The 13,470-nt window shown below is 68.6% G+C and carries 12 protein-coding genes; 1 reads left to right on the forward strand and 11 read right to left on the reverse strand.

From position 1 onward, the window contains the following. Window positions 1-57: 57 nt before the first annotated feature. Window positions 58-1,533, forward strand: coding sequence for an HD domain-containing phosphohydrolase (locus QZM15_RS18155; RefSeq protein ID WP_302106957.1), 1,476 nt, complete (start codon window positions 58-60; stop codon window positions 1,531-1,533). A gap of 121 nt (window positions 1,534-1,654) precedes the next feature. Here the strand turns inward: QZM15_RS18155 and QZM15_RS18160 are convergent, their stop codons facing one another. The 11 genes from QZM15_RS18160 to QZM15_RS18210 all read right to left on the reverse strand — a co-directional run bounded on the left by QZM15_RS18160 (window position 1,655) and on the right by QZM15_RS18210 (window position 13,446). Then, on the reverse strand, window positions 1,655-1,954 hold the full coding sequence (locus QZM15_RS18160) for a hypothetical protein (protein WP_060967046.1): 300 nt from the start codon (window positions 1,952-1,954) through the stop codon (window positions 1,655-1,657). A gap of 129 nt (window positions 1,955-2,083) precedes the next feature. After that, the gene (locus tag QZM15_RS18165; protein ID WP_059577884.1) at window positions 2,084-2,392 is read right to left on the reverse strand and encodes an EthD family reductase; all 309 of its coding nucleotides are present in this window, start codon (window positions 2,390-2,392) and stop codon (window positions 2,084-2,086) included. Between the two features lie 60 nt (window positions 2,393-2,452). Next, window positions 2,453-3,934, reverse strand: coding sequence for an MFS transporter (locus QZM15_RS18170; protein ID WP_059577887.1), 1,482 nt, complete (start codon window positions 3,932-3,934; stop codon window positions 2,453-2,455). Between the two features lie 50 nt (window positions 3,935-3,984). Further along, window positions 3,985-4,581: a TetR/AcrR family transcriptional regulator gene (locus tag QZM15_RS18175; RefSeq protein ID WP_104013406.1), complete on the reverse strand. Its 597-nt coding sequence runs from the start codon at window positions 4,579-4,581 to the stop codon at window positions 3,985-3,987. Window positions 4,582-4,894: 313 nt separating this feature from the next. Further along, window positions 4,895-6,352 (reverse strand): amidase, encoded by a 1,458-nt coding sequence (locus QZM15_RS18180; protein ID WP_059577893.1) that lies wholly within the window; start codon window positions 6,350-6,352, stop codon window positions 4,895-4,897. A gap of 36 nt (window positions 6,353-6,388) precedes the next feature. Next, window positions 6,389-7,621 (reverse strand): MFS transporter, encoded by a 1,233-nt coding sequence (locus tag QZM15_RS18185; RefSeq protein WP_059577896.1) that lies wholly within the window; start codon window positions 7,619-7,621, stop codon window positions 6,389-6,391. A gap of 22 nt (window positions 7,622-7,643) precedes the next feature. Continuing rightward, window positions 7,644-8,582 carry a transporter gene (locus QZM15_RS18190; RefSeq protein ID WP_059577898.1) on the reverse strand — a complete coding sequence of 313 codons (939 nt, stop codon included), beginning with the start codon at window positions 8,580-8,582 and terminating at the stop codon, window positions 7,644-7,646. Window positions 8,583-8,660: 78 nt separating this feature from the next. Then, window positions 8,661-9,671 carry a helix-turn-helix domain-containing protein gene (locus QZM15_RS18195; RefSeq protein ID WP_302106958.1) on the reverse strand — a complete coding sequence of 337 codons (1,011 nt, stop codon included), beginning with the start codon at window positions 9,669-9,671 and terminating at the stop codon, window positions 8,661-8,663. A gap of 218 nt (window positions 9,672-9,889) precedes the next feature. After that, complete coding sequence (locus QZM15_RS18200; RefSeq protein WP_302106959.1) at window positions 9,890-11,362, reverse strand: NAD-dependent succinate-semialdehyde dehydrogenase; 1,473 nt, start codon at window positions 11,360-11,362, stop codon at window positions 9,890-9,892. Window positions 11,363-11,469: 107 nt separating this feature from the next. Continuing rightward, on the reverse strand, window positions 11,470-11,961 hold the full coding sequence (locus tag QZM15_RS18205) for an Lrp/AsnC family transcriptional regulator (protein ID WP_006749694.1): 492 nt from the start codon (window positions 11,959-11,961) through the stop codon (window positions 11,470-11,472). A gap of 84 nt (window positions 11,962-12,045) precedes the next feature. Next, window positions 12,046-13,446 (reverse strand): aspartate aminotransferase family protein, encoded by a 1,401-nt coding sequence (locus QZM15_RS18210; protein WP_302106960.1) that lies wholly within the window; start codon window positions 13,444-13,446, stop codon window positions 12,046-12,048. Window positions 13,447-13,470 lie beyond the last annotated feature (24 nt).

The raw sequence follows: 13,470 nt of genomic DNA on the forward strand, positions 1-13,470 counted from the left end.
CGCCGCACCGTCGCGTATGATCGTTTTCCCGCCCTCGCGAATGTCTCCGCCCACCCGATGCCCGACGCCGAAGCCCATCACGCCCCGCTGCGCATAGTCGACGCCGTACGCGCGCTGGCCTTCATCGGCGATCTCAGCATGGGCCAACCGACCGACCATTCGCCGCGCACCAGTTGGCTGGCGGCACAGCTCGCGCACGCGGCGCGATTCGACGCATCGGTGTGCGACACGGCTCGCGAGGTGGCGCTGTTGCGCTGGTCGGGCTGCACGGCGAACGCGGCGGGCTTCGCGCAGGTATTCGGCGACGACGTCGCGATCCGCGCCGCAATGCTCGAAAGCCGGCCCGGCATGGCCGAAGCGATCGGCGGCGCGGGTGTCGCGCTGATCCCGCTCGCGCAGATTCATTGCGAAGTCTCGGGCGAGGTCGCGCGAATACTCGGTCTGTCCAGCGCGACGGAAACCGCGCTGCGCCACATTTTCGAAACCTGGGACGGCAACGGGCTGCCTGCGCGGCTCGCGCGCGAACAGGTGCCGCCCGCCGTGTCGATCGTCGCACTGGCGGGCGACCTCGACGTGTTCAGCCGCACGTACGGCATCGAACGGGCCCTCGAATTGATCGGCCAACGCGCGGGGTCACGCTATCCGGCCGTGCTCGTCGAGACGGCTGCGCGCGACGCACCGCGCTGGCTGGCGGCGCTCGAGCACATGGCGCCTGCCGACCTGGACGCCGCATTGGCCACGCCGGACATGCAGGGCGCGACGTCCGCCGAATTGATTGCAGACGTCATCGATCTGAAACTGCCGTGGATGACGGGTTTTTCGCGTTCGGTCGCCGCGACGGCGGCCGCGTGTTACGGCCGTCTCTCGCCGGACGAGGCCGCGCGCGAACGCGTGTACCGCGCCGGGCTGATTCATGGCATCGGCAGGGCCGCGGTGCCGAACGACGTGTGGAATCTGCCGGCGCGGCTGCCCGCGAGCGCCTGGGAAAAGGTGCGACTCGTGCCGTACTGGACCGAGCGCGCCGGCAGGCAGACCGGCGCGCTCGGCGAAGCCGCGGTGCTTGCGTCCTATGCCTACGAGCGGCGGGACGGTTCGGGCTATTTTCGCGGCGCGCGCGATGCGACGCTGACGCTGGAAGCGCGTGTGCTGGCGGCGTCGCTCGCGTGGGTCGCGTTGCGCTCGGCGCGTCCGTGGCGCGCGGCGCTGAGCGACGCGGCCGCCGCCGGCCAGTTGCAGGAAGACGCAGCGTGCGGCCGGCTATGCGGCGAAGTGGTGGCCGCGCTCGTGACGGGCGGCGCGCCCGCGCTCCGGCGTACCACCACGCGCCCGTCGTCCGCCGGCCCGCGCCTGTCCGCGCGGGAAATCGACGTCCTGCGGGCGATCTCCCGCGGCGCGAGCAACAAGCAGGTCGCGCAGGCGCTCGCGATGAGTCCGAGCACGGTGCGCACCCATGTCGAGAAGGCGTTTCGCAAGCTCGAATGTTCGACACGCGCCGCGGCGACCCTCAAGGCATCGACGCTGGGGCTGCTCTGACGCGATCCGCGATGCGGACGCTTGCGTGTGTTTGCGCGGACAGACGGCCCGGCCGGTGCGGCCTTTGAAGCCCGCTCGTCCGATGGTTTATCCCGCGTGTCGAAAATGGCGGTTGCGCTGTTCAAGTCGGCCAGTCGTTCACCCGTTTCCGCCGAGTCGTGGCCGTTGCGTCGGTGTCGGCCCAACCGTACCCCAACGCCGCGATCGCGAAGTAGACGGCACCGACGGCTTCGCACGAAAGCAGCGCGCCGGCCAGCGCGGTCCGCGCCCCGCATGAGATCGTTCGCGACGGCGCTCCCGCGTGCTTTCCGCGACGCACCGCGATGCCGATCCGAAACAGGCCAGTCACGACGGCGAGCACGCCGAATGCACGGGGCAGGCCGCTCGCCAATTCGACGATGAAGATCTGACGTACCGACATTGCAGTCATCCTCCCGGTCAGTGTATTCGCGTGACGGTTGCCTATCCTGACACCCGGTCGTTCGCGGCGCTATCGGACAAGTGACCGATGGTGCCGGCAGAACCGATGCACGGAAGCGCGCGATCGCCGTTACGGCACCGGCGAGAACACGTCCGCGATGTGCCGATCGGGTTCGATGTCGGTGAACGCATCGATGTCGGCCATGACGTCTGCCGTCCGCGCGGATGCGAACGCGGCGTCCAGCGCGGCTCGATCCGTGAAGCGGCAGATCGCCACGACGATCAGTTCGCTATCCTCACGTGCCGGAAAGAAAGCGTCGACGTATTCGAGCCCGTACGGTTTCCAGGATTTTTCCACGAGTGGAATGTGTTGCTCGACGTAGTAACGTGAATCGAACCGCGTGCCCGCGGCTCGGCGATAGGAAACGACGAAATACATGCGGAACCTCCAGGTCGGACTGCCACAGCGATGAGTGCCGATACGTGCGACGACGGGCGACTACGGCCGTTCGCGTTCGGCGCTGAATGCCGGCCGGGGAGCAGCCCGCATCGACGTGTGCGCGGCGGGCGCGCGTGCGAGCGAGATGCCCAGCGCGGCGCCGACAGCGAGGAAAAACGAGATCGACAGGAGTGCGACGATGAACGCGTGCGCGATGGACGCCGGATCCTGGTGCGTGCCGAGCGTCGCATAAAAAATGCCGCCGATGATCGCCACGCTGAGCGACGTGCTGACCTGCAGCGTCGAACTGGCGATGCCGGCGATCATGCCGGACAGCGCCGGTGCAACGCGCCCGGTTACCATGCGCATCAGCGTCGGAAGCGCGAGGCCCTGTCCGAAACCGATGACGAAGAGAGCGGCGGCGAGCGGCGCGGCAGCGAGCGGCATCCCGACCGGCGTGGCATCGATCAACCCTGCGAGGCCGACGAGCCCGACGATCTCCAGGCTGATGCCGAACGGATTGACGTAAGCGCCGATGACACGTGCACAGAAAGGCGTCGACAACGGGCCGAGCAGGAACCCCACGCCGAACGGCAAGAACACGAGGCCCGCGCTCAGCGCGTCGACGTGCAACGCATTCTGCAGGTACACCGAGAACAGCAGGAAGAACGCGCCGATCGAATACAGCACCAGCGCGATCAGCAACGCGCGGCCCAACCCCGGTGCGCGCAGCGCGGCCGGGTCGAGCAGCGGTGCGCCGCCGCGGCTGCCCAGCCGGCGCTCGTAGCGCCAGAAGCACCACGCGAGGGCCGGCACCGCGAGCAGCGACGCCCATGCCCATACGGGCCAGCCTGCTTCGCGCCCCTCGATCAGCGGCACGATCAGCGCGCCCAGCGTCAGCATCGACAGCGCGGTGCCGCCGAGGTCGAGCTTGCGCGCATGCTGCGCACGCGTTTCCTTCAACAGCGGAATCCCGAACAGGACGACCAGAATCGCCAGCGGCAGGTTGACGAGGAAGATCGTGCGCCAACCCAGATTCAACAGATTCAGCGAGATCAGAATCCCGCCGAGCGCCTGCCCGACCACGGCGGCGAGGCCGAACACCGCGCCGTACAAGCTGAGCGCGAGCGGCTTTTCCGATTCGGGGAAGATCGCCTGGATCGAGGCGAGCGCTTGCGGCGCCATGATCGCGGCCGTCACGCCCTGCAACGCGCGACCGACGATGAGCGTCCACGGCGAATTCGCGAGACCGCACAGCGTCGAGGCGATCGCAAAGCCGATCAACCCGAGAAAAAACACGCGGCCGCGGCCGAACAGGTCGCCCAATCGCCCGCCGGTGATCAGCGTCACCGCGTACAGGCCCGCATACGACGAAATGACGAGTTGCTCGGCCGACGACGAGGCGCCCAGTTCCGCGCGAATCGACGGCAGCGCGACGTTGACGATGAAGAAATCCAGCGGCGGCAGGAACGCGCCGACGAGCAGAACCGAAAACATGGCCCAGCGACGCGGGTCGGGTGATACGGGGTCATTCCGTGACATGGGCGGCTCTCCATACGGAACCAATCGATTCCAAATTGGGTAAAAAAATATCAGTCGAGGATGCGCATCGTGCGGTCGACCAGCGCGAGCATGTCGCTTTCGGCCACGCCGGTTTTCCCCAGCACGCGCATGCCCTCGATCTGGCAGACGAGCAAACGTGCCAGCACCTGTTCGTCCTGCTCGGGGATCTCGCCGCTCGCCTGGCCACGGACGATCGCGCCCGCATAGAGTTGCTGCAGGCGCCGGAACAGGCGCCCCGTGCGTTCCGCGACATCGGCGTCGCGCGCGGCCAGTTCGGTGGTCATCGCGACGGCGAGACATCCCCGCCGGCCTGCCTCGCCGACGGAGAGCCGCGCATAGCGCAGCAGCGAGTCGCGAATCGCATTCTTCACGGGGCCCGGTTGCGACAGGATGTCCGCGGTCGCCTTGAGCCCGTCGGCCATATACAGATCGAGCGCCGCCAGCAGCAGCGCCTTCTTGTCGCCGAACGCCTTGTACAGGCTGCCGCGCGACAGGCCGGTGCCGGCGATCAGGTCGGGCAGGGACGCGCCTTCATAGCCGCGATCCCAGAAAACGTCCATCGCGTCGCGCGCGGCATCGCCAAGTTCGAATTCGCGGGGACGGCCCACGCCAGCGGGATTTGCCATTGATCGGTTTCGCAAACGATGCGGTGTCTGAAGTTTGATTCATTATATGGACCGATCGATTCCGATGTCAACGTGTGTATGTCGCCGGGCACGGCGATGGCCGCCCTCGCGGGCGGCCCGGATTCATCCGGATCAGTCGAGCCCGCCCTGGCACGGATTCCGGCACGGCCGCCGCCGCCGGTGGGGCGGTAGCGCGTTCGCGCGACGCTACGCTCGGCCGCGGCTGGCACACCGGCTGCTTCGACCACCGATGATCGTCGCACGCGAGGCTCAAACCCGGCTGCCGCGCACCTGTCGCTCGCCACCGAGCCGGTCACGCGCCCGACAGCCCGACGCACACCGGCGGGGCTCGATCGGCCCACGGCGCGGCGCGTTCGAGCTGAGCGGCGAGCGAGAACAGCAGCGACTCCGCGCCGAATGCCCCCGCGAACTGGCTGCCGATCGGCAAACCTTGTTCGTCCCAATAAAGCGGCACCGACATCGCGGGCTGGCCGGTCGCGTTGAACCACGCGGTGAACGGCGAAAACCGATGCGACCGATCGATGACGTCGCTCAGCGATTGCGCGTCGTCCACCGTCGCGAGGGCGGCTGGCGCGAGCGGCGGCATCGCGAGCGTCGGCGTCAGCAACACGTCGTAGCGTTCCATCAACCGGCCGAACGTCCTGCCCAACGCATGGATCCAGTCGACCGCGCTTGCGTATTCGGCGCCGCTCACGTTGCCCTTTTCGCGCAGGATGATGCGGGTGCGCGCCTCGATTTCGTCGCCGCGTACCGGCGCGTTTCGCTGAGCGCCGATCGTGTCGAGCAGCGCGCGCGTTTGCGCGCCGATGATCGTGAACACGTGGCCATAGAATGCGGCCGACTCGACGGGACTGTCGAGCGGTTCGACGTCATGTCCGAGCGAGCGCAGCAACGCGACGGTATGGTCCAGTGCGGCCCGGCATGCCGGATGAAGCGGCCACGGCGGCGCCTGCTCGATCACGGCGATTCTCAGCGGCCGCGGATCGCGCTGCGTGGCCGCGAGAAACGTGTCGGCCTGGTGCGGCGACGCATAGGGCGCGCCGATATCGGCGCCGGCGGTCAGGTCCAGTAGCGCGGCGCTGTCGCGGACCGAGCGCGTGATCGCGTGATTGATGCCCATGCCGGCCCATCCCTCGCCGATCATCGGGCCATTCGGCGTTCGGCCGCGCGTCGGCTTCAGCCCGAATACGCCGCAGCAGGACGCGGGCACCCGCAGCGAGCCGCCGCCGTCGTTGCCGTGCGCGAACGGCAGCACGCGGGCGGCGACGAGCGCCGCCGCGGCGCCGCTCGAACCGCCGGCGCTCACGTGCGGATGCCACGGATTGCGCGTGACGCCGAAACGCGCCGACGACGTGCAATACGACGTGCCCAGTTCCGGCGACAACGAGGTTCCCGCGATCGGTATGCCGGCCCGCCGCAGACGGGCCACGAGTTCGCCGTCGAAGTCCGGCCGGTAGTCGCCGAACAAAAACGATCCGTTCGACATCCGCGCGCCGCGCACGGGCATGAACAGGTCCTTGATCAGCGTCGGGACGCCGGCGAGCACGCTTTCGTGCCCGGTGACGGACGACGCGGCCTGTCTCGCCGGGTCGTCGAGTCGTTCCGCCACGGCATTCAGCGCGGGGTCGAGCGTATCGAGACTGGCAAGCACGGCGTCCAGCAATTCGGTCGGCCGTACTTCTTTTGCACGGACGAGCGCCGCGAGGGCGATGCCGTCGTGCGTGGCGATGAGCGTCTGAAAATCTTTCATGGGTCTAGGGTTCGGGAACGGGAAAACGTGAATGGGTCATGCGTCGTCGCGACGGCGAAGCGCCGGCAACAACCACGACAATGCGGCGACGGCCGTGCCCGACGCAATCGCGCACACCGCCGCGCGCAACCCGCCGAATGCCTGCGCACAGCCCAGCACGACGAGCGGGCTGACGAACTGGCCCAGATAGAGCGCGGCCGTGAAACCGCCGAGGCCGCGGCCGCGCATCGCGAGCGACAGCGTGCGCATCAGCGGCAGAATCGCATTGGGCACCAGCATGCCGCCGCCGAAGCCGTGAATCACGACCGCCACGACGATGGCCGGCACCGTATGCGCGCGGGCCAGCAAGAACAGGCCCGCCGCGAGCAGCGCCAGCAGCACGACGTTGACGAAGCGGCGGCCGAGCGCATCGCGCAACCAGGGCCACGCGATCGAACCGGCCAGCGTCGACAGCAGGCCGACGCCCGCGACCGCACCGATCATCGTCGACGAGCGCTGACCGATGTCGACCATCAACTGCGGCATCTGCACCGGCACCACGAACGAACTGACCATGCCGATGCAGATCAGTCCGTAGCCGACCGCGAGCGTCGGCGCGAGCCGGTTGCCGGCCGGCGGCGTGTCGCTGTCGGCCGGTTCGGCGGGCAGGCCGTCGCGCAGCGGTTCCCACAGCACGGTCGCAATCGCCGGCACGAGCAGGATCGGCAACAGGTACAGATAGAACGGATAGCGCCATGCGTGCTCGCCGGCCGCGCCGCCGAGCACGAAGAACACCGTTCCCACGATCCCGATCGTGACGACCTGCCGGTTCACGTAGCGCACCCGTTGTTCGCCATGCCAGTAATCGCCGATCAGCGTCGTGCAGCAGGTCATCACGCACGCTTCCGCCGCGCCGAGCGCGAGCCGGCACACAAGGATCGCGGCGAGGCTGTCGAGCCATGCCGGCGCCGCGCCGACGAGCCCATACACGAGCGTCGCGAGCAACAGCAACGTCTTGCGTCCGACGCGATCGGCCAGCCAGCCGGCGAGCGGCGCGCACAGCGCGATCGCGAGCGCGGGGCCGGTCGCGACGAGCGGGACGAGCGCGGCCAGCCGCGGGTCGGCCGGCACGAATTCCGCCGCGAGTTTCGGCAGGATCGGTGCGATCATGACCGCGCCCATCACGGTGAGACTGCTGCCGAGCAGCAGTACGGCGCCCTGGCGGGTACCGGCCTGTCGGGCGGTATGCGTATAGGCGGGCGCGGATTGCGTTGAGGAAAGCGGATTCATCGACGGCTCCCGAATCGGAACATCAGAACGACAGCGCGGCACGCAGCGCGACCTGGTAACCCTGCGCGCGGTTCTGCGCGCCGAATTCCTTGTACGCATGCAGCCAGACCGCGGGCTTGCCCGGCTCGACGTAGCTGATCGCCGGGCCCAGCGCATTCACGCGCGCACGGTTGCCGTCGACGTTCGGGCCGTGGTCGTTGCTCAACTGCCGCTCGATGTAGCCGCCCAACCCCGCCGTGAACGGGCCGATGTGCTGGCCGAGCGCGAATTCCTGGCGGAACCCGGTGCCGCTGCGATAGTTGGTTGCGCGGTTCGTCGTGTTCTGATCGATCTCGATGCTGGTCGAGATTTCGAATCCGCTATCGGTGATGTACGTCGCGCCGATGATGGGCGAGAAGGTCCAGTGGTTGACGCCGGGATTGAAGAGGCGGGTGGCGCGATACGCGCCCGTCGGCGCCTGCACTTGCAGGGCGACGTTGACGAACAGGTTCGGCGAGGTCCATGCGAGGATCAGCGGCTGGAAGTCCGCGTCGCCGATGTTGGTCGGATCGGCCGACATCGCGAGCGTGCCGGCCGGCGTCGGTACGTTCACGTGCCCGTTCAGGTTCAGGAACGGCACGACCGCACCGAAGCCGACGTTCGCGCCGAACAGTTTCGCGTTCGTCATCCGGATGTACGCGAGGCTCCAGGACGCGACCGTCAGCGAGAAGTCGGCGTTGCCGCCGTTGCGGATCGTGCGGGTCGAGTAGTACGCGAAGCGGGTGGCGAGCGTGCCGTTCGGCGTGGGCGGCGGCGTGATGCCCGCGCCGAAATCGAATACGCCGAACGGCGTGATCGGGCCGTCGTTTTCGAGCGCGTGGGCGTGCTGGCAGGCGAGCGTGGCCGCCAACGTGCCGATCGCGACGGCGGTGGTGCGTGTGCGGCAGCGCCGCACGCCGTGCGGACGTCTGAGGATTTCCATCGTGCCGTTCCCCGTACAGTTGAAATGTGTACGGAGTCTAGGAACGTCAAAATCCGGGGCGTTATCCGCTTTTGGTAATTATCGCGGTGGGCGTTTGAGCGTGTCGGACGGCAGTTCGCCGAACAGTTCCCGGTAGTGCGACGCGAACCGGCTCAGGTGCCAGAAGCCCCAGCGGCACGCGACATCGCTGACCGACGCGCTCGCCGGGGAATGTTCGCGCAGTTCGCGGCGCACCGCGTTCAGCCGCAGCACGCGCAGGTACCACGCGGGGTGCGTGCCGAGGATTTCCTCGAAGCAATACTGCAATTTGCGCCGGCTCGCGCCGACTTCGCGGCATACGTCCAGCACGGTCAACGGAACATCGGGCCGCGCCGCGACGAGCTCGCGTACGCGATCGACGACGCGGTGCCGCGCGGACGGCTCGAGCCGGACGGGGCGACCGGCCGCCTCCATCGCGTGCACGAGTTCGACCAGAATGGCGTCGCGCAGCGACTTGCCTGTGTGCGGCCGCGTGAGCGGGCGCTCCGGCGTATCGGCCGCGTCGAAGCCGGCCATCAGCAACGAGGTCAACACGTGATGGCGCGCGGCGGGCACCCGCAGGATGCGGGTGTCGCCCGACGATACGCGGTCGCCGTCTTCGTCCCGATCGCCGAGCCACGCCAGTCGGTGCAGCGTGTCGTTGGGCACCGTCAACAGCACGACGTCCTGATGGTCGGGCGTGCGCAGTTCCGGCAGCGCGGTGCCGCCGGAGACGAGCAGGGCCTTGTCGCGCAGCGGCGCGCCGCCGCAGAAGCCGGCGCCAGCGGTTTCCAGCGGGATGCTGAACGACGTCCTGCCGGCGCATTGGTTGCCGCGCTTGAGCAGCGCGCGGTTCAAGCGTTCGCGCAGCAATTGCATGCCGTCGAAGCGGATTTCGTGCAGCGTGCCGCGGAACGGCCCGGGCGACAACTGATCGAGCCGGATCGACCAGCCGTGCGTGCATTCCGCGTGGGTATCGACATCCTCGCTGGCGAAGCGCCGGATCAACGGCAGCGCGTCAGGCGCGGTGTCGGCAAGGCTTGCGGCGGACGACAGCGGAGCGGAATGCATGGCGAGTGCGGCGGTGGACGAGGCGTCCGCCGACAATGCGCACACAAATTCCGGTTGGCAATGCGTTTTTACCCGGGGCGGCGGGTACGACTCCGCCGGGGACGACGGGGTGACGCGTCGCGCACGCATGATTCGGCATGGCGCTCGCACCGGCCGCCTCGTTGCACCCACACCCGCAAGGACACGCCAACGGGAGCGGAACGCGCGGCGACCCCGGTTCAGTCGAGCCCGCCCTGGCACAGGTACTTGATCGACAGGTAATCGTCGAGGCCATAGCGCGAGCCTTCGCGGCCATAGCCCGATTCCTTCACGCCGCCGAACGGCGCGGCCTCGCTCGCGAGCGCGCCTTCGTTGATACCGACGATGCCCGTTTCGAGCCGTGCCGACACGCGCGCGATGCGCCGCACGTCCTGCGTGTAGAAATACGCGGCGAGCCCGAACGGCGTGTCGTTCGCAGCGTCGACCGCTTCGTCCTCGGTATCGAAGCGGAACAGTGCCGCGATCGGGCCGAAGGTTTCCTCGCAGGTGAGCTGCATGTCGGCGGTGGCGTCGGCGAGCACCGTCGGCGCGTAGAAGTTCGCGCCGAGCTCGGTCAGGCGCTTGCCGCCCGTCAGCACGCGCGCGCCGCGTTCGACGGCATCGCCGACGTGGCGCGCGATCTTGTCGACCGCACGCGCGTTGATCATCGGGCCGATCTGCGCGGCCGGATCGGTCGCCGGCGCGACCTTCAGCGCGGCCACGCGCGCGGCGAGCTTCTGCGCGAACGCATCGTAGACGCCGGCCTGCACGTACACGCGGTTCGGCGACACGCAGGTCTGCCCGCCGTTGCGGAACTTGGCGGCCATCAGCCCGTCCACCGCGGCATCGAGCTCGGCGTCGTCGAACACGATGAACGGCGCATTGCCGCCCAGCTCCAGCGACAGCTTCTTCAACGTCGCCGCCGATTCGCGCGCGAGCAGCTTGCCGACGGGCGTCGAGCCGGTGAACGTGATCTTGCGCACGCGGCCGTCGGCGAGCCAGTCCGCCGCCGCTTCGATGCCGCGTTCGCGCGACGCGGTGATCAGGTTCAGCACGCCGGCCGGCACGCCGGCTTCCTGCGCGAGAAACGCGAGCGCGAGCGCGGTCAGCGGCGTGTCCTCCGCCGGCTTCGCGACCACCGTGCAGCCGGCCGCGAGCGCGGGTGCGATCTTGCGCGCGATCATCGCGAGCGGGAAATTCCACGGCGTGATCGCGGCGACGATGCCGATCGGCTCCTTCACCGCGCTCAACCGCTTGCCGCGCTGCTGCTGCGGGATCAGGTCGCCATACGTGCGGGTCGCTTCCTCGGCGAACCACAGCACGTACGACGCGCCGTACGCGACTTCGCCGCGCGCTTCGGCAAGCGGCTTGCCTTGTTCGCGCGACATCAGCTTCGCGAGATCGTCGGTGTGCGCGACGATCGCCGCATGCCAGGCGCGCAGGATCGCGGCGCGTTCGCGCGCGGGCGTCGCGCGCCATGCGGGCAGCGCGCGTGCCGCTGCATCGGTCGCCGCGCGTGCGTCGGCGGCGCCGCTGTCGGGTGCGTGGGCAACGGTCTCGAGCGTCGCCGGATCGGTGACGTCGAAGCGGCGGCCGTCGTGCGCGTCGCGCCACGTGCCGTCGATCAGGTTGGCGGAGCGCAGGAGTTCGGTACGGGTCAGCGTAAGCGGCATGGCAGGTCCTTGGATGAGGCGGTTCGGTGACGAAGGCGGCACGGCGGGGCGCGACGCCCCCTGCGCGAACAGCGGGCTGTCGCGTTCCGGGGTGACGCGGCCGTGCGTCAGTGACGTTCGCCGAACAGCGATTCGAGCGGATAGTGCCGTTTGACGAACGGCGATTTGATGATCACGTAACTGAAATACTTCTCGATGCCGATGTTCTGCTCGAGCAGGCCTTCGACGATCGTCTGGTAATGGCTCACGCTGCGCGTGATGAACTTCAGCAGATAGTCGTAGCCGCCGCTCGCGAGGTGGCATTCGACGATCTCGTCGACGTTGCGGATCGCCGCGACGAACCGGTCGAAATCCTCGCGCCGGTGGTCGGCCAGCGTGACTTCGGTAAACACGACCTGCACGTCACCGAGTTTCTCGAGCTGGATGTGCGCGCCGTAGCCGCCGATGTAGCCGGCCTTCTCGAGCCGCTTCACGCGGATCAGGCATGGACTGGGCGACAGCCCGACCGCATCGGCCAGTTCGACGTTGGTCATGCGGCCGCGCTTCTGCAACTGGGAGAGGATGCGCAGGTCGATGCGATCCAGCTTGCTGTCCGTCATGTTCACGTGAGTCGGAAAAATGGAATGTCCGGTTACTTTAGAGTCGAACGATGGCCACCACAAGCCCGGCTTTCCCTTGGCCCGTCAGGCCGGCTGCGCATGCGCGGCGTCGAGCGCGCGCTGCACGCCGGCGTCGGCCAGCACGTCGTCGAGCGTCTTGCGCAAGCGTTCGAACAGCAGGTCGAATTCGCCCGCGGTGAAGCTCAGCGCCGGCGCGAAGCCGAGCACGCCGTCGCCGAACGCGCGGAACACCACGCCGTTCGCGTACGCGGCGGCCGCGATCTTGTCCGGCACGTTCAGCGCCGGGTCGAAGCGCGTCTTGCGCGCCTTGTCGGTCACCAGTTCGAGCGCGCCGAGCAGGCCGATCGAGCGTGCGTCGCCGACGAGCGGATGCGCGCGCAGCGCATCGAGCCCGGCCGCGAAGCGCGGCGCCATCGCCTGGCCGTTCGCGAGCAGCCCGCCTTCGTGATAGAGCTTCAGCACCTCGAGGCCGATGGCCGCGCTCACCGGATGCGCGGAATACGTGTGGCCGTGCCCGACCACCGGCGAATCGGCGCGATCGCCCGCGATCCCTTCGTAGATTTCGTCGGACATCAGCACCGCGCCCATCGGCGCATAGCCGGCGGTCAGTCCCTTCGCGACGGTCATCAGGTCCGGATCGACCTGTTCGGCCTCGCATGCGAACAGCGGGCCCGTGCGGCCGAAGCCGGTGATCACCTCGTCGGCGACGAACAGGATGCCGAGGCGCCGGCACGCGTCGCGCATCGCCTTCAGCCAGCCGGCCGGCGGCACGATCACGCCGCCCGAGCCTTGCACCGGCTCGCAGAAGAACGCGGCGACGTTGTCCGCGCCGAGTTCGGCGACCTTCGCCTCGAGCGCGGCGACCGACGCGGCGATCAGCGCCTGCGGATCGTCGCCGAGCGGATGGCGGTACGGGTAGGGCGACTGAATATGGTGCTGGTCCGCGCGCGGCAGGTCGAAATGACGGTGGAACGCGGGCAGCGCGGTGAGCCCGGCGCCGATCGACGACGAGCCGTGATAGCCGCGTTCCAGCGCGATCATCTGCTTCTTCGACGGGCGGCCGGTCGCGTTGAAATAGTGCGTGATGAAACGGATCGCGGAATCGACCGCGTCCGAGCCGCCGAGCGTGAAGTACACGCGGTTCAGCGACGGCGGCGCCAGCGCGGCGAGCCGCTCGGCGAGCTCGATCGCCGGCTGCGAGCCGAAATGGAAATAACCGGTCGCGTAGGGCAGCTTCGCCAGTTGGTCGGCGGCGGCTTTCACGATGCTGTCGCGGCCGTAGCCGACGTTCACGCACCACAGGCCCGAGAACGCGTCGAGCAGCGTGTGACCCGCGGCGTCGCGCAGGAACACGCCGTCCGCGGATTCCAGCACGGTGACGCCGCGCGCCTCGTGCGCACGGTAATTGACGACGGGGTGGATCAGGTGTTGACGATCGGCTTCGATCAGCGCGGCTTGGTTCATGGAGGGCAGGACTCTCGTCGGGTG

It is taken from the genome of Burkholderia sp. AU44665 (assembly GCF_030504405.1).
GTDB lineage: Bacteria > Pseudomonadota > Gammaproteobacteria > Burkholderiales > Burkholderiaceae > Burkholderia > Burkholderia semiarida.